Source organism: Janthinobacterium sp. BHSEK (assembly GCF_056174685.1).
This window is the reverse complement of sequence record NZ_JBWBYV010000001.1, coordinates 104,405-124,080: the sequence shown is the minus strand read 5'-3', so window position 1 is coordinate 124,080 and position 19,676 is coordinate 104,405. Positions and strand designations below refer to the sequence as shown.

The following is a 19,676-nucleotide window of genomic DNA, read 5'->3' as shown; positions in this document are numbered from 1 at the left end:
GCAGAATGGCGCCTGGAATGGCAGCGGCAACACGCTGGCCAGCACGCAGGATTGGAAACAATATAATCTGGACTTCAATACGGGGAACAATCCCCTGACATATTTGTACATAGGCAGCTGGAAGGCGAATCTGCTGCAGGCCGGGACCGTCTGGCTCGATGATCTGGAAATCAAACAGATCGGCCTGGCCCATACGATACGGCGCAATCCCGCGACCTTGCCCGTCACGGTCAAGTCGGAAGACGGCAGCATCACATATGTGGAATCGCTCGATTATGTCGTCGACACGGAAGCGCTAAGCCTTCCCGCGCAAAGCAGCATCGGCGAAGGTGCCCTCCTGCGCGTATCGGCCTATCAGTCGGCGCAGAACATGACGGCCATGTGGGGTACGCCGGCCAGCGCCTGCTATCAGAAATTCTTCGATATCCAGAAACAATATTACGACAATATCCACGGTCTGCTCGACGCCCCGACAAAATTCTTCCTCTACTATGATGAAAATCGGGTGCTCAACTGGGATCCTGCCTGCGGCAACATCACAGCCGGCAAATACCTGGCGAACATGATCGAGAAACACCAGGAAACCCTGCTGCAAGCGTATCCGAATCTGGAACTGTATGTGTGGAATGACATGTTCGATCCGAAGATGAACGCCATTCCGAAATACTGGGCCGTCAACGGCGACCTCAGCAACTCATGGCTAGGCTTGAAAGCGACGACGATCATCGTCAACTGGAGCGATGAAGGAACCGCCAAGCGCAAGGCATCGCTGGAATTCTTCCATGGCCTCGGGCATCGGCAAATGATCGCCGGCTATTATGACGACCGCGCCCTCGAAACCGGCAATGTGCATTCCTGGATGGAGGCGCTGGCGCAGGCGGAAAGCAATGGCGTGACGGGCGTCAACGGCTTCATGTACACGGCCTGGCGCGGCAATGCCGGCTATGCCGACGTGAAAGCCGTCGCCGACTACATCAAGCAGCATTATCCGCAGCGCTGGCCACAGCAGTAAGACTCATCCCCGTTCGCAGCGCCAGTGCGCGGGCGCCGGCAAACTAAAGCCGTCGAGCAAGGGACCGCCCACGGGCGCCAGCACGGCGGCGGCGACTTGCCCGAACGCGCGCTGGCCGGCCGGCAAGTCGCCGGCGGCCAGGCGCAGCGCGCCGTCGAGCTGTCCGGCGATCGCGGGATCGACCGCCTGCAGGCGGCGGAACAGGTGCTTGCCGCCGCCGCTCCATTGCCCCGCCGCGCGCAAGTGCAGGTCGGCCAGCGCTTGGTACAGCTGGCAAGCGACGGCCAGCGCCTCGCCCGGGTGCGTGCTGTCGACCAGGTCTTCCAGCGCGGTGGTGATGGCGTAGCGCCGGCGCTGCAGGTTTTCCGCGTCGAGCACGGGCGGCCCGGCCGTGACGAAGGCGTGCGCCAGCGCGTGCAGCTGCGCGTAGGCGTCGCCGGCGGCGACGATGTTTTCCCCTTCGACGACCATCATCGCCAGCGGCACCGTGCCGCCGGGCGCATCCATTTCCTTGCAAAAATACGTGAACGTGGCCACGTCGTGCGCGAACAGTTCCACCGTGCGCCCCTCGGCCACGATGGTATCGCGCCAGGCGCAATCGACGTGCTCGAACAGCAGCAGCAAATCGATATCGGAAGTAGGCGTTTGCCGGCCCGTGGCGAACGAGCCGCCGATGATGGCCGCCACGGCCGTGGGATAGCGTTCGCGTACCAGCCGCTGGGCAATGGCGCGGATGGTCTCGTAGGTGGGGATCGTCGTCAAAGCCGGTGCTCCATGTCGATAAAACACTATCCTACACGCAATACGCAGGCTGCCGCCATCCTGCTACACTGGCGCCATCTGACCGAGGAACGAACATGGAATACGACTGCATCGTGGTGCCCTCGCCCGTGGGCGAACTGACCCTGGTGGCGCGCGGGGAAGCCCTGGCCGCGATTTTGTGGGAAAACGACAAGCCGAACCGCGTGCGCCTGGGCGCGCTGCGCGTCGATGACGGTTGCGCCGTGCTGCAGGAAACGGCGCGCCAGCTGGATGAATATTTTGCCGGCACGCGCCAGCATTTTGAGGTGCCGCTCGATTTTGCCGGCACGCCATTCCAGCAGGAAGTGTGGCGCGCGCTGCTGACGATACCGTACGGCCAGACGCGCAGCTATGGCGAGATCGCGCGCCAGATCGGCCGTCCCGCCGCCGTGCGCGCCGTGGGCGCCGCCAACGGCAAGAATCCCATTTCCATCATCGCCCCCTGCCACCGCGTCGTCGGCGCCACGGGCGAGCTGACGGGCTTTGCGGGCGGCCTGCATGCCAAGGAAACCCTGTTGGCGCTGGAAGGCATTTCCCTGTCCAGCGACCGCGAAGCGCTGAAGACGGGCCACGCCCGCCGGCGCGCCGTGCACATCGATACGGCGCAAGGCTGTTTATTTTAGGCGGCGGCATCGCTCCCCGTGTGGGATACTCACGCCCTCGTTCAAGCCACCACATCCTATGCCCTACCTTGTCATCGTGTTTTTTGTCGTCCTGTATCTGCTGGCCACGTTCTTTTTCCACATTCCCGTCCTGGTCGCCCTCGCATATGGCGTGCTGAGCCTCAGCTGTTTCGTTGCCTATGCGATCGACAAGTCGGCCGCAAAAGGGGGCCGCTGGCGCACCCCGGAGCGCACCTTGCTGCTGCTGGGGCTGCTGTGCGGCTGGCCGGGCGCCGTGCTGGCCCAGCAATGGCTGCGCCACAAGTCGAGCAAGCGCTCGTTCCGCATCGTATTCTGGATCACGGTCGCCCTCAATATCGGCGCTTTCGTGTATTTCAGCATGCATTACGCGGCGCCCGATATCGGCACGGACGTCGCGCCCATCGAGTTATAAGGTCACTCGCCCAGCAGGCGCAGCGATTCCAGCCAGTCCGCCTTCCACTCGCGCAGCAACGGTTGCGTGGCGAAGGCCTTTTTCAGGTGCGCCATCGGCACGCGGTGCACGTCGTGCAAGCCGAACGCCAGGGTCACCGGATGCCACAAATGGCTGTTCTTGCCGCCGCGCGAATTCTTGCGCACGCGCGCGCCATCGTCGCCAAAGATGCCCACGCCGCTGGCGAGTCCCTGGTCCAGGTCGACCTTGCCCACGCCGGCAAAGGCGGTCAAAATCTGCTCGCGCCCCAGGCCTTTCAAGGCGCTGGGCAAGACCACGAGCGCCTTGTCCGACTCCGCTTCGGCCGGCGGCGGATGCTGGAGTTCCTTGAGCAAACGCAAGAGATCGCGCTCCTGGAAGTGCAAGCCGTCCAGCGGCACGCGCAGTCCCGGCGCCTTGAGTTCGATGGCAATATTACTGGAGTCGCGCGTAAAACGCAGCCATACGTCGTCCGCACCCGCGGCCAGGTGCTGCTTGTCCTCGATGAACACGACGGGCGCCGCATAGCGCGTCACGCCGTCATGGAACAGCTCGCTCCACTGCTCGCTGTAGTCGAGCCAGACGTACGGCAAGCCGCCCTGCTCGAGCAGGCGCGCCAGGGTCCACGGGGTGCCCGTCTGTTGCGCCAGCCAGGCGCAGGCGTCAAAGGCGGTGGCGCGGTATGGCAGGGAGATGGAAGTCATGGCGGTTCCGTAGCTAAAAGTGGAGCGCAGTGTAGCAGACGCCGCCATCCGCTCCTGCGGCAGGCGCATCCGGCGCGCCATTCCTGCGCGATGTGCTAGGCTGGATGCATCAGTCCGCGCCAAGGCCACCCCGGCCCCATGGCGCACCACCGCGAGGGGAATATCATGCATTCCAGCACCAACGCCGCCACCACGCCCGCCCCGCCACCGGAGCGCGATTCGCCCACGCCGGCCAGCGAAAGCCATGCCGAGGAAGCGCTCGATGAAGCGCTGAAGGAAAGCTTTCCGGCCAGCGATCCGATCGCCATTGCCGTGCCGAAACCTGCGCCCAAGACGCCCGCCAGTAGGTCCGCTTAGTCCGCAGGGCGTCAGCCGACACAGGCGCCGCCGGCTGCGCCTGTCGGATGACGCGTTCCGCTCATCCGACCTACCTCTCATGTTGCTTGCATAAAGCAAAATGCCCCGCCGGGCGGCAATGGCAAAACCATTGCACCGGGCGGGGCAGATCAAATTCAGGCGCGACTAGTTCGGCGTGTCGCGGTACTGCTCGGGCGTCGTGTCGCCATCGGCGATTTCATACCACATCGCATTGAGCACGGCGAAGGTCGCCGCCAGCGGAAGACCCAGTATCCAGGCGAAATACCACATAATTAATTCCTTTCGTAAAGTCTTAGTAGGCGTGACCGCTGTCGTCCTTGATTGCTTTTTCATCAACCTTGCCCCACAGCACTTTATACACCCACGTCGTGTACGCCACGATGAGGGGAATGAAGATGGCGGTGACGACCAGCATGATGAACAGGGTCATGTGGCTGGACGAGGAATCCCACACCGTCAGGCTGGCGCGCGGATCGATCGACGAAGGCAAAATGAACGGGAACATGGCCACGCCCACGCTGAGGATGATGCCGGCGATGCTGGCCGCGCTGGCCAGCAAGGCGGGCACTTCGCGACGCGCGCGCAGCAAGCCGAACGCCAGCAAGGGGCCCAGCAAGCCGGCCGCAGGGGCGATCCAGGTCCACGGATGAGCGGCGAAGTTGAGGAACCAGGCGCCCACGTGCACTTGCGCCGTTTTCAGCATCGGGTTCGACGGGCCATCGACGACGACGGCGCTGGTGACGCGGTAGCCATCGACCCACAGCCACAGGGCCACGCCGGCTGCCGCATACAGCACGACCGTGGCGATTGCCGCCACGCTGCCATAGCGGCGCGAACGCTCCGCCACGGCCCCGTCCGTTTTCACTTGCAGCCAGGTGGCGCCGTGCATCACCAGCATGGCCACCGAGACGAGGCCGCACAGCAGCGCGAACGGATTGAGCAAAGCAAAGAACGTGCCGTCATAGAAGATATGCATGTCCGGCGAGAAACGGAACGGTACGCCCTGCAGCACGTTGCCGATGGCTACGCCGCAGATCAGGGCCGGCACGAAGCCGCCCACGAACAGGGCCGCGTCCCAGCGGGCGCGCCAGCGGGGGTCTTCGCGCTTGCTGCGGAATTTGAAGGCCACGGGACGCACGATCAGCGCCACCAGGATGACGAACATGGCCAGGTAAAAGCCCGAGAACGAGACGGCGTACAGCTGCGGCCAGGCGGCAAAGATGGCGCCGCCGCCGAGGATCAGCCATACCTGGTTGCCTTCCCATACGGGACCGATGCTGTTGATGATGACGCGGCGCTCGAGGTCCGTCTTGCCGGCGAACGGCAGCAGGATGCCCGTGCCCAGGTCGAAGCCGTCCGTGATGGCAAAGCCCACCAGCAGGATGCCGATCAGCAGCCACCAGATCAGGCGCAGGGTTTCATACGAAATCATTTCATGCAAAATCATGGTCTGGTCCTCCTCAGGCGCGTTGAGTATGAATGGCTGCGGCCGCTGGCACGGGAGCCCGCGGCGTCTCTTCCGGCCCCTTGCGGATGGCCTTGAGCATGAGCTTCATTTCGATGATCAACAGCACGGTGTAGATGGCGGCAAAGCCGGCGATGGTAATCAGGAGCGTCGACGCCCCCAGGTTGGAGACGGCCACGGCCGTCGGCAGCACGCCTTCGATGACCCACGGCTGGCGGCCCACTTCGGCCACGATCCAGCCCGCCTCGATGGCCACCCACGGCAGCGGGATGGCGAACACGGCCAGCTTCAGCAGCCAGCGGTGCTTGTCCAGGGTGCGGCGCGTCGACAGGATGAAGAAGGTGCCGGTCAACAGGATAAAGAACATGCCCAGGCCCACCATCACGCGGAAGGACCAGAACAGGGGCCCCACGGGCGGCACGGTGTCGAGCGCGGCCTGGCGGATCTGCTCGGGCGTGGCCTGGCGCGGATCGTCGACATAGCGTTTCAGCAGCAAGGCATAGCCCATGGACTGGCCTTTCGACTCGAACATGTCCTTCGCGTCCTGCGGCACGGGGCTGCCCGGCGCCACGCTGCGGATGGTTTGCAGCGCGTCATACGCCTTGATGCCATCCTGGATCAGCAGTTCGCCGCGGTCGACCAATTGCTCGATGCCGGGAATTTCCGTCGTCAGCGAACGCGTGCCGATCAAGCCCATCACCATCGGGATGTGCACGGCGTAATGCGTCTCGCGCGCTTTCGCGTCGGGAAAGCCGATGGCCGTGAAGGCGGCGGGCGCCGGCTCCGTGGTCCACATGGCCTCGATCGCGGCCAGCTTCATCTTTTGATGTTCGGACGACAGGTAGCCGCTTTCGTCACCGAGCACCACCACCGACAAGGTGGCGGCCAGGCCGAACGAGGCGGCCACCGTCATCGAGCGCTTGGCCAGCTGCACATGGCGGCCCTTCAGCAGATACCAGGCGGAAATACCCAGCACGAAGATCGATGCCGCCGTATAGCCGGCCGACACCGTGTGCACGAATTTCGCCTGTGCCACGGGGTTCGTCAGCACGGCGCCGAAATCCGTCACTTCCATGCGCATGGTCTGCGGATTGAAGGCCGCGCCGACGGGATTTTGCATCCAGCCGTTGGCGATCAAAATCCACAGGGCCGAGAAGTTCGAGCCGATGGCCACCAGCCAGGTGGTGACCAGGTGGCCCCGCTTCGACAGCTTGTCCCAGCCGAAGAAGAACAGGCCGACAAAGGTCGCTTCCAGGAAGAAAGCCATCAAGCCCTCGATGGCCAGCGGCGCACCGAAAATGTCGCCCACGTAATGGCTGTAATAGCTCCAGTTCATGCCGAACTGGAATTCCATGACGACGCCCGTCGCCACGCCCATGGCGAAGTTGATGCCGAACAAGACACCCCAGAACTTGGTCATGTCGCGCCAGATGGGGCGGTTCGTCATCACATAGACCGTCTCCATGATGGCGAGGATCACTGACAGGCCTATCGTCAGCGGAACGAAAATAAAGTGGTACAGAGCTGTCAGCGCGAACTGCAGTCTGGATAAAGCGACAATATCGAAGTCCATATGATTTCCTTGGTATTTCCCTACTGTGTGTAAACTTGGTATCTATCTGATGCAATCCGATTGCTTCCGCCGCCTTCAGGCTGGCGTGCGGCACCGCCTGTGTCTCCAGTCCTTCCTTGATCCCTTAATCTGCGCGCAGGCCCGCCAGCGCCACTTCGAAGGCTGGCGTGCCACGGCGCGCGTCGCCGACGATACGGCCGTCGCGCAGGCTGACGAGCCGGTCCGCCAGCGCCGCTTCGCGCCGCAAGTGGGTGGCGATCAGCAAGCTGCGCCCTTCGCTGCGCGCGCGCAGGCGCTGCAGGACATCGATCGCCGTCTGCGCATTGAGCGCTTCCGTCGCCTCGTCCAGCAGCCACAATGTCGATGCGTGCAGGAACAGCCGCGCCAGCGCCAGGCGCCGCGCCTGGCCGCCCGACAAGCCCAGGCCGCCCTCGCCCAGCAGGGTGTCCAGGCCGTCCGCGAAGGCCCGCACCTCGTCATCGAGGCCAGCTGATTGCAGCGCCGCCCACAGCTGCGCGTCGCTGGCGGACGGGTCGGCCAGGCGCAGGTTGTCGCGCAAGCTGTCCTGGAACAGTTCCGTCTTCTGCGTGAACAGGCAGGCGCACGGCGCGCTGACGCTCCCCGACAGGGGCGCCAGCTCGCGCGCGGCGATGGCCAGCAAGGTGGACTTGCCCGCGCCGCTGGGGCCGATCAAGGCCACGCGCTCGCCCTCGCCGATGTGCAGCGATACGTCATGCAAGATGGCGACACGGCTGCCCGCATGCGCGGCGCTGACCTGCTCCAGGCGCAAGCCCGGTGCGCTGTCAGCCGGCGGCGCGGCGGCCTCCGGAGCATCCAGGCGCGGCGCCAGGCGGCGCATGGCCAGCAGCATGCGCCCCGCTTCCAGCGCGCCGCGGCGCAGTCCCGCAAACGGTTCCACGGCCGTCAGCGCGATCAGCAAGGCCAGGGCCGCCAGCGGAACACTCATCGTTTGCTGTTCGACCAGCGCCGCCACGGCCAGCAGCACCCCTGCCAGGGTCGCGCTGCCCGCCACGCCGTACGCGGCGCCGGCAGCCGTCTCCAGGCGCAGCAGGGCGACATCGGCCTGCGCCAGCGAGCGGTCGATCTGCCCCAGCGCGGCGCAGTGGGCGTCGATGCGGCCGGCCATCACCAGGTCCGTCTGGCCGGCCACCAGGTCGATGGTGCCGGAGCGCAGCTTTTCGATGGCGCGTGTACGCACGATGGCGGGACGGCGGGCGCGCTGCGCCACGACCCAGCTGATGCCGCCGCCGGCGGCCAGCAGCCACGCGGCCAGGCCCAGGCCCAGCTGCCACCGCATCACGCCCAGCGCCACGCCGGCCAACAAGGCCGCGCACAAGGCCGTGAAAGCGGGCACCAGCAGGCGCAGGTACAGGGCTTCGAGCGCGTCGATATCGGCCGTCAGGCGGAACAGCAGCCTGGCGGGCTGGCGCAGCAAGCGGCTGGCCGCTTCCGGGCGCGACCAGCCGCGAAACAGTTGCACGCGGATACTGACCAGCGCGGCGAACGTGGCGTCGTGCGTGACGAGGCGCTCCGCATAGCGCGACCCCGTGCGGCCGATGGCCAGCAGGCGGATGCCGGCCGACGGGCCGAAGACGTCGAACACGATGGCGGTGGACGCATGCAGGCCGGCAATCGAAGTGGCCGTGATGAACCAGCCGGACAAGCCCAGCAAGGCCATGCCGGCCACGGCCGTCAGGGCCGCCAGCATGGCACCGCCGACCAGCTTGCGGGGCTGGGCCAGCAGCAATTGCCGCAGGACGGGGTGCGATATCAGGGATGTTTTCATGCGCGCTCCTCCTCCTTCTGCGTCGCCGCATCGACCCGCACCGTGCGCTGCAGCCGGCCAGCCAGCACGGGGTCGTGCGTGGCGACAAGCATGGTCTTGCCTTGCGCCAGGGCCAGCAAGGCGTCCGTGACGCGCGCCGCCGTTTCGCTGTCCAGGTGGGCCGTCGGTTCATCGACCAGCAGCAAGTCCGCATGCGGATGCAGGGCCACGCGGGCCAGCGCCAGGCGCACGGCCTCGCCGCCGGACAGGCCCTGGCCGCCATCGCTGAGCATGACGGCCGGCTGCGCCTGGGCCACGCTGGCCAGGTCGGCCAGGTGCAGCGCCTGCGTCACGTGCGCGGCCTGCGCCCCTGCGCGGCCCAGGGTCACGTTCTGGCTGACGGATGCGGCAAACACATGCGGACGCTGGCCCATCCACGCCATGCGCTGGCGCAAGGTATTCACGGTGTTGTCGCTCAGGCGCACGCCGCCGATGCGGAGCTCGCCGCCGCTGGCGGGCAGCAAGCCGGCCAGCAAGGACAGCAAGGTGGTCTTGCCCGCGCCGCTGGCGCCCAGCAGGGCCACGTGTTCGCCTGCGCGCACGCTCAAGTCGAAGCCGTCGAACACGGGCGCTTCGCCGGCATGGGCAAAGCGCAGTTGATGGATGTCAATGGCGGGCGGCGGCGCCACCGCCATGGCGGCGGCGGAGACGGCGGCCACTTCCGCACCGAAGCCAGGCAGGGGCACGCCCTCGGCGGCCAGGTCGTGCAGTCCGGCCAGGCCTGCCTCGCCGGCCGCCTTGTCGTGCCAGACGGCGGCCAGTTCGCGCAGCGGCTCGAAGAACGCGGGCGCCAGCAGCAGGATGAACAAGCCCTGCCCCAGGCTCAGTTCGCGGCCCCAGGTGCCGAAATCGAGACTGCCCAGCAGGGAGAAGCCGATGAACGCTGCCACCATGGCCACGCCCAGCGCGGAAAACAGTTCCAGCACGGCGGACGACAAAAAGGCGATGCGCAGCACCACCATCGTGCGCCGGCGCACGGATTGCGACGAGGCGTCCAGCCGCGCGGCCGTGGCATCGACGGCATCGAGCGCGCGCAAGGTGGCCAGGCCGCGCAGGCGGTCCAGCAGGAAGGCGTTCATGCCGCCCATTTCCACCATCTGCGCGCGGCTGGCCGCTTGCGCGCCCATGCCCACGAGGGCCATGAAGACGGGAATCAGGGGCGCGGCGATGAGCAGGATCAGGGCGGCCGTCCACGACAGCGGCGTCACGGCGGCGAGGATGACGAGCGGCACGAGCATGACTTTCCAGCGCGCCGGCTTGTAGCGCACCAGATACGGCACGATGGCTTCGGCCTGCTCGGCGATGACGCTGGCCGCCTGGCCCGACTGCGCGCGCCGGCGGTCCAGCGGCGAACGGCGCGCCAGCGCCTGCGCCACTTGCCCGCGCAAGGTGGACAGATGCGCGCGCGCCGCCGCATACATGCGCCGCGCGCCCCACGCTTCACAGCCGGCGCGCAGCACGCCCAGCAGCAGCACGCCGGCGGCCGGCCACAGGGCCGCGCGCCACGGTGCGCCATCGAGCATGGCTTGCACGGCCCAGGCCAGCAAGGCCGCTTGCGGCAGCCACAGCAAGGCGGCGCCGCCTTGCGCCAGGCTGGCGGCACGGGGAAGAATAAAGCGGGGCAAGGACAGTGGCGAGGTCGTCATCTTATACTTTTTGAGTTTTCAGAATTTTCTGTAAATTCGATTTTTTGTATAATACTGCGAAACATGACATATATCAATTGACCCTGGCGGTTTGGCGTGAAAAAATTCAGATAATTATGAAAACTCAAAATATCCAAATGACGCCGCTGATCCTGACCTTCGTCAGCCATTTCGGCGAGATGGGCAGCCGCTGGGGCTTTAACCGCACGGTGGGGCAAGTGTACGCCTTGTTGTTTGTCGCGGAGCATCCTTTACACGCGGATGAAATCGCGGAACACCTGAGTTTCTCGCGCTCGAACGTGAGCATCGGCCTGAAGGAATTGCAGGGCTGGGGCTTGATCCGCCAGTCGCGCATTCCCGGCGACCGGCGCGAATATTTTTCTTCGCTGGGCGATGTGTGGCAAATCTTCCGCGTGGTGGCCGCCGAGCGCCGCCGCCGCGAGGTGGCCCCCACCCTGACGGTGCTGCGCGAAGCGCTGCTGGCGCCGGCCACGGAACCGGTGGATCAATATGCGCAGGAGCGCATGCGCGAAATGTATGAACTGGTCGACCTGGCCAACACCTGGTTCGACGACTTGCAGCGCCTGTCGCCCGAATCGATGGCGCAACTGATGAAAATGGGCGCCAAGGTACAAAAGCTGCTCAACGCCAAGGATCGCCTGTTTGGCGTCAGCAACAACAGCGACTGAAGCACCCGCCGCCTCCCCCAAGCAAGGACGTCGCTAGCACAAGCTGGCGCGCCTTGTCACGCCATTTCCTCCTGCCATGTTGGCTATCGCTGGCACAGCCGTACATAGCCGTATGCGATGTTGTCAACTGAACCAATAGTATTATTTAAATTGTATTAATTTACATCAAGAGTAAGCTTGCATTTGCGTACTCAGTACGCGCAGGAAGTAGCTAAAAAGATAGCTAAAAACGGGCAATGGGATGACTTCCACGGCAGGCAGGGACGCATCCCTACACGATGAAGCAACTGTCTCAAGCACAAGGGGATTTTCATGAAAAGCATAAAGAGCATTGCCGTCAAGGCATCCATGCTGGCCGCAATGACTGTACTGGCAAGTGCGGCGCAAGCGGCCACCTGGGTCGATGTGGGGCCGGCCAGCGGTTTCGTCATCGCCGGCAGCACCGTCACCTATTCGCCATCGCCGGCATTGGAGGTGAAATATTATGACGATAATCTGGTGCCGCAGAGCCCCTCGGACATCCAGGGCTATATCAATGGCGTGTTCGGCAGCAGCCTGGGCGCCGCCGTTTCATATTGCGACAGCGCCACGTCGGGCTGCACTGCCGGCACCACGGCGGGCTTGAGCGGCGGGGTCAATTCCTATACGAGCGCGGCCGCCTATGACTATCTGGCCATCCATTTCGGCCAGGGCGAACTGGTATTCCACTGGGCCGCACCCGTGGCTGCCGGCACCACCTTCACGATCGAGGGCCTGCCCAAGGATCTGAGCAACTACAGGGCCTTCATTTCCGCCGTGCCGGAGCCTGGAACCTATGCCATGCTGCTCGCCGGCCTGGGCCTGCTGGGCTTCATGGCACGCCGCCGCCAGGGAAAGTAAGCATCATCAAAGCCTCATGACGGCAGCGGTGCACCGTGCCCGCTGCCGCTTTCAATGCCAGCCGCATCTTTACGCCGCGTTTGCGGCGCCAGGTCCACTGTTTACACCATTTTTAGATCCCCCTCGCTATGCTCGACGGCATCAACTGCTGATCGACGAGGGAGAGCTCATGCACGAACAACCGTTTCGACCACGCGCGCGTAACGTGATCCGCCAGCACCTGCCCGTGCGGGAACGGCTGCGCCTGGCCCGGCTGGCCAACAAGAAAATGGGAGCGGTAATCTCTGCGCTGCTGTGCGCGGCGCCGCTGCTGTACTTGCTGAGCGTGGTGCTGTTTGCGCAGCCATGACACGGCCTGCAGGCAAACGATGAACAGAGATGAAGAAGGATGGCAATGCGACAGCTTGTCGACTGCATGACCAGCAAGGACTGGTCCGCCCAGAGGGAATCGAACCCCCATTCACGGTTTAGAAGACCGTTGTCCTATCCGTTGAACGATGGGCGGAAAGGTGCAGCATTTTAGTCTATGCGCGCCAGCAATGCCAAGGCGTCGCAGAATAGAAAACGGGCTGTCATTTCTGACAGCCCGCTTATGACTTTGGTCGGAGTACAAGGATTCGAACCTTGGACCCCCTGGTCCCAAACCAGGTGCGCTACCGGGCTGCGCCACACTCCGAAGACAAGATAATAACGCCTCCCCACAATTTCGTCAATTGCCATAGACGAATTAGGTGGAAATAACTATCGCTCCCGCTTGGGTGCTTGCTGAAAACGTTCAGGGCAAGGCAGTACAACGCCGCCCTGGGCGTTTTCAGCTGCCGACCTTGTCGGCGATGCGGCGCGCCATCGATTCGGCCTTCTCCTTGTCCTTCGCTTCCACCATCACGCGGATCAGCGGCTCGGTGCCCGAAGCGCGGATCAGCACGCGGCCCGTGTCGCCCAGTTCGGTCTCGACCAGCTCTTTCTCGGCCACCATGGCGGCATTTTTCTGCCAGTCGAAACCGGGCGCCACGCGCAGGTTGATCAGGGTTTGCGGGAACAGCACCAGTTCGGCCAGGCATTGCTGCAGGCTCTGGCCGCTGCGCTTGAGCGCGGACAACACTTGCAGCGCGGAGACGATGCCGTCGCCCGTCGTGTGGCGGTCCAGGCACAGCAAATGGCCGGAACCCTCGCCGCCCAGTATCCAGCCCTTTTCCTTCATGACTTCCAGCACGTAGCGGTCGCCCACCTTGGCGCGCGCAAAACCGATGCCCTGCTGCTTGAACAGCACTTCCAGCGCCATATTCGTCATCAGGGTACCCACGGCGCCGGCCACGGGGCCCGTCGCCAGGCGGTCCTTGACCATAACGTACAACAACTCGTCGCCGTTATACAAGCGGCCCGTGGCGTCGCACATGATCAGGCGGTCGGCGTCGCCATCGAGGGCGATGCCCAGGTCCGCGCCGTGCTCGACGACGGCTTCGGCCATGGCCTTGGTCGCCGTGGCGCCAAAGCCCGCGTTGATGTTGAAGCCATCGGGCTTGTTGCCGATGGCGATGACTTCCGCCCCCAGCTCATGGAAGACGTGCGGCGCGATATGGTAGGCGGCACCATGCGCGCAATCGACGACGATCTTCAGGCCGCGCAAGTCCAGCTCGTTCGGGAAGGTGCCCTTGCAAAATTCGATGTAGCGGCCTTGGGCATCGTCGAGGCGCTTGGCGCGGCCCAGCTTTTCCGACGCCACGCAAGCCATGGGCTCGTCGAGCGCCGCTTCGATTTCCAGTTCCACGCTGTCGGGCAGCTTGGTGCCCTGGCCGGAAAAGAACTTGATGCCATTGTCATGGTAGGGATTGTGCGAGGCGGAAATAACCACCCCGGCCGACAGGCGTAGCGCCCGCGTCAGGTAGGCGATCGCCGGCGTCGGCATGGGGCCGGCCAGCATCACATCCACGCCGGCGGCCGACAAGCCAGCTTCCAGCGCCGCTTCCAGCATGTAGCCGGAAATGCGCGTGTCCTTGCCGATCAGCACAGTCGGGCGCGCCTTGCCGCCCTGCGACTTGGCCAGCACCTTGCCGGCCGCATAACCGAGGCGCATGACGAAGTCGGGGGTGATCGGAGCCGTGCCCACCAGGCCGCGGATGCCATCGGTGCCAAAATATTTACGCGTCATAAATTTCTCTTTTTGTTGTTTATAATGAATCTTACAGCTTCAGTGCGCCATGCGCCAGACCTTCAGGGCATCGACGGTTTCGGCTACATCATGCACACGAATAATTTCTGCGCCTTGCGCTACCGCAGCAAGCGCACCGGCAACACTGCCGGCCAGGCGCTGCTCGACGGGACGACCCGTCACGGCGCCGATCATCGACTTGCGCGACAGGCCCGCCAGCACGGGCAGGTCCAGTTCGCTGCGCAGCTGGCGCGTGGCGCGCAATAAAGCGTAGTTCTGTTCCACCGTCTTGCCGAAACCAAAGCCGGGATCGACGCACAGGCGTTCGCGGGCGATGCCGGCCGCCGTCATGGTGTCGATGCGTTCGCGCAGGAAATCGATGACTTCGCGCACCACGTCCTCGTATTGCGGCCGGTCCTGCATGGTTTGCGGCACGCTTTGCATGTGCATGATGCACAGCGCGCAGTCGCTGTCCTGTACGGCCGCGATGGCGCCTGGCGCGCGGAAACCGTTGATGTCGTTGATCATGTCGGCGCCCGCCAGGATAGCTTCGCGCATCACTTCCGGCTTGTACGTGTCGACGGACAGGGGCTTGCCGCAGTCGCGCAAGGCGTACAGCACCGGCATGACGCGCTGCAACTCATCGTGCAACGGCAGCGGCGGCGCGCCGGGGCGGCTCGATTCGCCGCCGATATCGATGATGTCTGCACCGTCGAGTATCATCTGCTCGGCGCGCGAGAGGGCAAATTCCAGGTGCTGGTACTGGCCCGCATCGGAAAAGGAGTCGGGCGTGATGTTCAGGATGCCCATCACCAGCGCCTGCGCGCCGGACAGGTTGAAGCCGAAACGGCCGAATTGCAAATAGTGTCGCATGTGAATCTTTGTAGTCGTCAGGAAAAAACTGCGGCGGCAACGAAAAAGGGCAAGGATTGCTCCTTACCCTTGTTCTTGCCATACCCTTGCGCGCCGCCCGTCAGGGCGGCCCTAATCAGGCTGGTGCCGTCACGTTCGGCGAGATGCCGCCCGTGCCGCTGTCGCCCGCATTGCGGCGTGGCGGAATGACTTTCGGCGGACGCGGCTCCAGGCCGGCCATGATGTCATTGATTTGCTCTGCATCAATGGTTTCCCATTCCAGCAAGGCTTTCGTCATCATTTCGACCTTGTCGCGGTTACTTTCCAGCAATGTGCGCGCCAAAGCATATTGCTTGTCGAGAATGTTGCGGATTTCAGCATCGACCTTTTGCTGGGTCGCTTCCGAGATCGTCTTGGTGGCGCCACCGAAGAAACCTTCGTTTTCGCTGTCTTCGTAGACCATCACGCCCATGCTGTCGGACATGCCGAAGCGGGTCACCATGGAACGGGCCAGCTTGGTGGCGCGCGAGAAGTCGTTCGACGCACCGGTGGACATCTGCCCCACGAAAATCTCTTCGGCGATACGGCCGCCGAACAGGATGGAAATTTCTTCCAGCATCTTGTCCTTGTAGGCGGACAAGTTGTCGTGTTCCGGCAACTGCCAGGTCAGGCCCAGGGCCCAGCCGCGCGGCATGATCGTCACTTTATGCACGGGGTCAGCCTTTGGCAGCAGCTTGGCGACGACGGCGTGACCGGACTCATGGTAAGCCGTATTGCGGCGCTCTTCCTCGCGGATGATCATCGATTTACGCTCGGGACCCATGTAGATCTTGTCTTTCGCGTCTTCGAAGTCAGCCATTTCCACCAGGCGCTTGCTGCGGCGTGCGGCGAACAGGGCTGCCTCGTTGACCAGGTTGGCCAGGTCGGCGCCGGAGAAACCCGGGGTGCCGCGGGCCAGGATATCGGCTTTCACGTCGGTACCGATAGGCACTTTGCGCATGTGCACGTTCAAGATCTGCTCGCGGCCACGGATATCGGGCAAGCCGACGGAGACCTGGCGGTCGAAACGGCCCGGACGCAGCAAGGCTTTGTCGAGTACGTCGGCACGGTTGGTGGCGGCCACGACGATCACGCCGGAGTTCGCTTCAAAACCGTCCATCTCGACCAGCAACTGGTTCAAGGTCTGTTCGCGCTCGTCATTGCCGCCGCCCATGCCGGCGCCGCGGTGACGGCCGACAGCGTCGATCTCATCGATGAAGATGATGCAAGGCGAATGCTTTTTCGCGTTCTCGAACATGTCGCGCACGCGGCTGGCGCCGACGCCGACGAACATTTCCACGAAGTCGGAACCGGAAATCGAGAAGAACGGCACCTTGGCTTCGCCGGCGATGGCGCGCGCCAGCAGGGTTTTACCCGTGCCCGGAGGACCGACCATCAGCACGCCGCGGGGAATGCGGCCGCCCAGTTTCTGGAATTTGCTCGGATCCTTGAGGAAGTCGACCACTTCGTTGACTTCTTCTTTCGCTTCGTCGCAACCGGCGACATCGGCGAAGGTGACGGTGTTGCTGGCTTCATCCATCATGCGCGCCTTCGACTTGCCGAACGAGAATGCCCCGCCCTTGCCGCCGCCTTGCATCTGACGCATGAAGAAGACCCAGACGCCGATCAACAGCAGCATGGGGAACCAGGAAACAAAAATAGTTTGCAGGAACGACGCTTCCTCGGGCGGACGCACATCGAAATGCACGCCATTGTCGCGCAGGTCGCCGATCAGGCCCTTGTCGAGGCTGGTGGCGGTGGTACGCACCTTGGTGTCGTCCATCAGCTTGGCGGTGATCGACGAACCTTCGATCACGACATCCTTGACGCGCTTGGCTTTGACTTCATCCAGCAAATCGGAATAAGCGATGGCCTTGCTGCCGCCTGTGGCGCCATGACTGTCGAATTGCTTGAACAGCATGAACAACAGCAGCAATACGACTACCCAGATGGCAGATTTGGAAAACATGTTATTCACGAAGACTCCTTGGATGCAGTGCGCATCTCTTTACCTATAGCTAGAAACACGATTTTACTCGCAATAAGCGGGCCGTGCCAAAGCCCGCCGATCCGTGCGCGCGAAAAAACCGCGTTCACGCAAAAAAATGCAGTATAAACAATTTAGGCTTTTATGCCATCAGACGCTACTGCACTTCTCGTTCCCATGTGCGGATTCCCTCTTAAATATCAAGGGCGGGATCATCTTCTTCTACGGCATTTTTCAGCGGATTCTTGATTCCACGGCCCATCAGGAAGATTTCCGACGATTTATCGCGGCTGGCCTTGGGCTTTTTCTGCACCACGACCTTGAATTCGGCGCGGAATTTCTCCACGATCTGGCTGAAACCCATGTCTTTAAAGCATTTCACCAGCAATACGCCAGATGGCTTCAGGTGCAATTGCGAAAATTCGATGGCCAGGTCGATCAAATGCTCCATGCGCGCGGCGTCCGCCGTGGCAATGCCCGACAGGTTGGGCGCCATGTCCGACAGGACCAGGTCGACCTTGCGGCCTTGCAACACCACTTCCAGCTGGCGCAGCACGCGCGCTTCGCGGAAGTCGCCCTGGATGAAGTGGAAATCGGCGATCGGCTCCATTTCCAGCATGTCCAGGCCAATCAGGGTACCATTGACCCCGCCGCCGTCCTTGCCGGCCAGCTTGCGCCGCGTATACTGAGCCCAGCTGCCGGGAGTGCAACCAAGGTCGACGATCACCTGGCCAGGTTTGATCAGTTTCTCGTCTTCATCGATTTCTTTGAGCTTGTATGCTGCCCGGGCGCGGTAGCCCTCTTTTTGCGCCAACTTCACATAAGGATCATTTATGTGGTCGTGCAACCAGTTTTTGTTTAATTTCTTCTTTGCCATTCGCGTAGAATACTGCTTTTAAGGGAATTACTAAATATTATTATGCTAAAACTTACACCCGTAGAGCGCAGCGCACTGCGCGCCGAAGCACACGCGCTGAAGCCTATCGTCATCATTGGCGAAGCGGGCTTGACACCTGCTGTCCTCAAAGAGATCGACCTGGGCCTGGATTCGCACGGCCTGATTAAAGTCCGCGTGTTCGGCGACGACCGCGAAGCCCGCGTCGGAATGTACGATACGATTTGCGGCAATCTCGGCGCCGCCCCGGTACAACATATTGGCAAACTGCTGGTAATCTACCGTCCGAAAAAAGAAGTGGTTAAGGAGAAGGTCAGCGCCGGCAAAGGCATGCGCGAAGTGACCATCGTCAAGGCCAGCGCCAGCGGCACCAAGCGCCCGAGCGTGACGAAAGTCATGATCAAGGGCAATGAGCGCGTTACCGAAGGCGGTTCCATCAAGCGTGCCAAGCCACGTCAGAAAAGCGCCAAGAAAAGCGCACTGGGTAGCAAGTAAGCCTGTTCACCCGGCCACCGCAAGGCGGCCGGGCTTGAAACAAGAAGCGGAGCACGGGATATTCCCTGCTCCGCTTTTTTATTACTGTTATTACATAGACATCGTCGGATTACGCGCTGCGCGCTAATCCAACCTACGATATCGACCATCAGTCATGTAGGTCGGATTAGCGGGGTCGCAGGCCACGCGTAATCCGACAACACCACAGCCGATTACTGCTGTTTCCAGATCAATACGCCCGCCAGCAGGCTTTGCACGGCAAAGATCACGGTCGACACGCCATGCAGCAGGCCGAAGCGGCTGCGCATGGCCTCGTCCATGATGCCCGACGGCGCCTGCGCCTTGAGTTCGGCCATCAGCGGCGAAATGCCGAAATGGCTGAGCAGCGCGCACACCAGCATGGACAGCACCAATGCTGCCAGCAAACGCCGGCGCTTCAGTTCCAGCGCGCCGGGCGCCCATTGCAGCAAGGCCAGCAGTACTAAAGCGCAAGCAAATGACAGCCAGGCCTCGGCGCGGAACATGCTGCCGGCGATATTGCCCGCCAGCACGCGGTCGCTCAGGGTGCCGAACAGGGTGGGCGCCACGATGAAGCCGATGGTCCACAGGCTGCCCGCCCACAGGGCGGCAACGAGGAGGCGCACGCGGCTGAGCATCAGATGTACAGTACTTCCAGGATTTCGTATTCGCGCGGGCCGGACGGCGCCTGCACTTCCACCACGTCGCCGGCGTACTTGCCGATCAGCGCGCGGGCGATCGGGGACGTCACGGAAACCTTGTTCATTTTCAAGTCGGCTTCATCGAGGCCGACGATCTGGTACGTGACTTTCTGGCCCGATTCCAGGTCTTCCAGGTTCACGGTCGAGGCAAACACCACGCGGCCTTCCGCGTCGAGCGCGGTCGGGTCGATGATTTGCGCAGCACCCAGCTTGCCTTCGAGTTCGGCAATGCGGCCTTCGACGAAAGCCTGGCGCTCCTTGGCGGCATCGTACTCGGCGTTTTCCGACAGATCTCCGTGCGAACGCGCTTCGGCGATCGCATCGATGACGATGCGGCGTTCCTTGGTCTTCAAATGATGCAGCTCTTCCTTCAAGAGTTCTGCGCCGTATTTGGTCAATGGGACTGAGGTCATGTTATCTCTACTATCTGCTAGTTATCGGCGCCGTTGTCCATGTTTTGCCACGGTTAACGG

The 19,676-nt window shown here is 63.0% G+C and carries 21 protein-coding genes and 2 tRNA genes; 8 read left to right on the top strand and 15 right to left on the bottom strand.

Translation table 11 applies throughout. The features are described 5' to 3' along the window. On the top strand, window positions 1–1,012 hold a 1,012-nt coding region (locus AC0V2Y_RS00615), incomplete at its 5' end, for a hypothetical protein (RefSeq protein ID WP_475418317.1). A gap of 3 nt (window positions 1,013–1,015) precedes the next feature. Here the strand turns inward: AC0V2Y_RS00615 and AC0V2Y_RS00610 are convergent. Further along, window positions 1,016–1,774: a nucleotidyltransferase domain-containing protein gene (locus tag AC0V2Y_RS00610; RefSeq protein WP_475416189.1), complete on the bottom strand. Its 759-nt coding sequence runs from the start codon at window positions 1,772–1,774 to the stop codon at window positions 1,016–1,018. 95 nt (window positions 1,775–1,869) lie between these two features. Between AC0V2Y_RS00610 and AC0V2Y_RS00605 the strand changes: the two genes are divergently transcribed. Both AC0V2Y_RS00605 and AC0V2Y_RS00600 read left to right on the top strand, forming a co-directional pair. After that, the gene (locus AC0V2Y_RS00605; RefSeq protein ID WP_475416190.1) at window positions 1,870–2,436 is read left to right on the top strand and encodes a methylated-DNA--[protein]-cysteine S-methyltransferase; all 567 of its coding nucleotides are present in this window, start codon (window positions 1,870–1,872) and stop codon (window positions 2,434–2,436) included. Window positions 2,437–2,494: 58 nt separating this feature from the next. Further along, window positions 2,495–2,869, top strand: a complete 375-nt coding sequence (locus AC0V2Y_RS00600) for a DUF1294 domain-containing protein (RefSeq protein WP_475416191.1) — start codon at window positions 2,495–2,497, stop codon at window positions 2,867–2,869. Window positions 2,870–2,871: 2 nt separating this feature from the next. Here AC0V2Y_RS00600 and AC0V2Y_RS00595 read toward each other — a convergent pair whose 3' ends face one another. Then, window positions 2,872–3,591 carry a hypothetical protein gene (locus AC0V2Y_RS00595; protein WP_475416192.1) on the bottom strand — a complete coding sequence of 240 codons (720 nt, stop codon included), beginning with the start codon at window positions 3,589–3,591 and terminating at the stop codon, window positions 2,872–2,874. 165 nt (window positions 3,592–3,756) lie between these two features. On the opposite strand from AC0V2Y_RS00595, the gene AC0V2Y_RS00590 reads away from it, so the two are divergent. Beyond that, window positions 3,757–3,948 carry a hypothetical protein gene (locus AC0V2Y_RS00590; protein ID WP_475416193.1) on the top strand — a complete coding sequence of 64 codons (192 nt, stop codon included), beginning with the start codon at window positions 3,757–3,759 and terminating at the stop codon, window positions 3,946–3,948. A gap of 165 nt (window positions 3,949–4,113) precedes the next feature. Here the strand turns inward: AC0V2Y_RS00590 and cydX are convergent, their stop codons facing one another. From cydX to cydD, 5 genes are all read right to left on the bottom strand, one after another. Next, complete coding sequence (gene cydX, locus AC0V2Y_RS00585) at window positions 4,114–4,239, bottom strand: cytochrome bd-I oxidase subunit CydX (protein WP_092712907.1); 126 nt, start codon at window positions 4,237–4,239, stop codon at window positions 4,114–4,116. A gap of 22 nt (window positions 4,240–4,261) precedes the next feature. Next, window positions 4,262–5,416 (bottom strand): cytochrome d ubiquinol oxidase subunit II, encoded by a 1,155-nt coding sequence (cydB, locus tag AC0V2Y_RS00580; RefSeq protein ID WP_475416194.1) that lies wholly within the window; start codon window positions 5,414–5,416, stop codon window positions 4,262–4,264. 13 nt (window positions 5,417–5,429) lie between these two features. Beyond that, the gene (locus AC0V2Y_RS00575) at window positions 5,430–7,007 is read right to left on the bottom strand and encodes a cytochrome ubiquinol oxidase subunit I (RefSeq protein WP_475416195.1); all 1,578 of its coding nucleotides are present in this window, start codon (window positions 7,005–7,007) and stop codon (window positions 5,430–5,432) included. 124 nt (window positions 7,008–7,131) lie between these two features. Beyond that, entirely contained in the window at window positions 7,132–8,814 is a 1,683-nt protein-coding gene (locus tag AC0V2Y_RS00570; protein ID WP_475416196.1) for an amino acid ABC transporter ATP-binding/permease protein, read from the bottom strand. Next, window positions 8,811–10,499, bottom strand: coding sequence for a thiol reductant ABC exporter subunit CydD (cydD, locus tag AC0V2Y_RS00565; protein ID WP_475416197.1), 1,689 nt, complete (start codon window positions 10,497–10,499; stop codon window positions 8,811–8,813). Before cydD ends, AC0V2Y_RS00570 begins: the two co-directional genes overlap by 4 nt. A 137-nt stretch (window positions 10,500–10,636) precedes the next feature. On the opposite strand from cydD, the gene AC0V2Y_RS00560 reads away from it, so the two are divergent. From AC0V2Y_RS00560 to AC0V2Y_RS00550, 3 genes are all read left to right on the top strand, one after another. Continuing rightward, on the top strand, window positions 10,637–11,188 hold the full coding sequence (locus AC0V2Y_RS00560; protein ID WP_175444744.1) for a GbsR/MarR family transcriptional regulator: 552 nt from the start codon (window positions 10,637–10,639) through the stop codon (window positions 11,186–11,188). A 312-nt stretch (window positions 11,189–11,500) separates the two neighbouring features. Continuing rightward, window positions 11,501–12,067, top strand: a complete 567-nt coding sequence (locus tag AC0V2Y_RS00555; RefSeq protein WP_475416198.1) for a PEP-CTERM sorting domain-containing protein — start codon at window positions 11,501–11,503, stop codon at window positions 12,065–12,067. Window positions 12,068–12,236: 169 nt separating this feature from the next. Then, the gene (locus AC0V2Y_RS00550) at window positions 12,237–12,416 is read left to right on the top strand and encodes a hypothetical protein (protein ID WP_475416199.1); all 180 of its coding nucleotides are present in this window, start codon (window positions 12,237–12,239) and stop codon (window positions 12,414–12,416) included. A gap of 81 nt (window positions 12,417–12,497) precedes the next feature. Here AC0V2Y_RS00550 and AC0V2Y_RS00545 read toward each other — a convergent pair. From AC0V2Y_RS00545 to AC0V2Y_RS00520, 6 genes are all read right to left on the bottom strand, one after another. Beyond that, window positions 12,498–12,572, bottom strand: a tRNA-Arg gene (locus AC0V2Y_RS00545). 94 nt (window positions 12,573–12,666) lie between these two features. Then, window positions 12,667–12,743: transfer RNA gene (locus AC0V2Y_RS00540), tRNA-Pro, on the bottom strand. Window positions 12,744–12,878: 135 nt separating this feature from the next. Beyond that, complete coding sequence (glmM, locus tag AC0V2Y_RS00535; protein ID WP_475416200.1) at window positions 12,879–14,216, bottom strand: phosphoglucosamine mutase; 1,338 nt, start codon at window positions 14,214–14,216, stop codon at window positions 12,879–12,881. A gap of 39 nt (window positions 14,217–14,255) precedes the next feature. Further along, window positions 14,256–15,089 (bottom strand): dihydropteroate synthase, encoded by an 834-nt coding sequence (gene folP, locus AC0V2Y_RS00530; RefSeq protein ID WP_475416201.1) that lies wholly within the window; start codon window positions 15,087–15,089, stop codon window positions 14,256–14,258. A gap of 115 nt (window positions 15,090–15,204) precedes the next feature. Beyond that, the gene (gene ftsH, locus AC0V2Y_RS00525; RefSeq protein WP_077402824.1) at window positions 15,205–17,085 is read right to left on the bottom strand and encodes an ATP-dependent zinc metalloprotease FtsH; all 1,881 of its coding nucleotides are present in this window, start codon (window positions 17,083–17,085) and stop codon (window positions 15,205–15,207) included. A 202-nt stretch (window positions 17,086–17,287) separates the two neighbouring features. Next, complete coding sequence (locus AC0V2Y_RS00520) at window positions 17,288–17,971, bottom strand: RlmE family RNA methyltransferase (RefSeq protein WP_070219517.1); 684 nt, start codon at window positions 17,969–17,971, stop codon at window positions 17,288–17,290. A 42-nt stretch (window positions 17,972–18,013) separates the two neighbouring features. On the opposite strand from AC0V2Y_RS00520, the gene AC0V2Y_RS00515 reads away from it, so the two are divergent. Further along, window positions 18,014–18,484, top strand: a complete 471-nt coding sequence (locus AC0V2Y_RS00515; protein WP_010397237.1) for a YhbY family RNA-binding protein — start codon at window positions 18,014–18,016, stop codon at window positions 18,482–18,484. Window positions 18,485–18,696: 212 nt separating this feature from the next. Here the strand turns inward: AC0V2Y_RS00515 and AC0V2Y_RS00510 are convergent, their stop codons facing one another. Both AC0V2Y_RS00510 and greA read right to left on the bottom strand, forming a co-directional pair. After that, the gene (locus AC0V2Y_RS00510) at window positions 18,697–19,140 is read right to left on the bottom strand and encodes a DUF4149 domain-containing protein (RefSeq protein WP_475416202.1); all 444 of its coding nucleotides are present in this window, start codon (window positions 19,138–19,140) and stop codon (window positions 18,697–18,699) included. After that, the gene (gene greA / locus AC0V2Y_RS00505) at window positions 19,140–19,616 is read right to left on the bottom strand and encodes a transcription elongation factor GreA (protein ID WP_034757428.1); all 477 of its coding nucleotides are present in this window, start codon (window positions 19,614–19,616) and stop codon (window positions 19,140–19,142) included. Before greA ends, AC0V2Y_RS00510 begins: the two co-directional genes overlap by 1 nt. Window positions 19,617–19,676 lie beyond the last annotated feature (60 nt).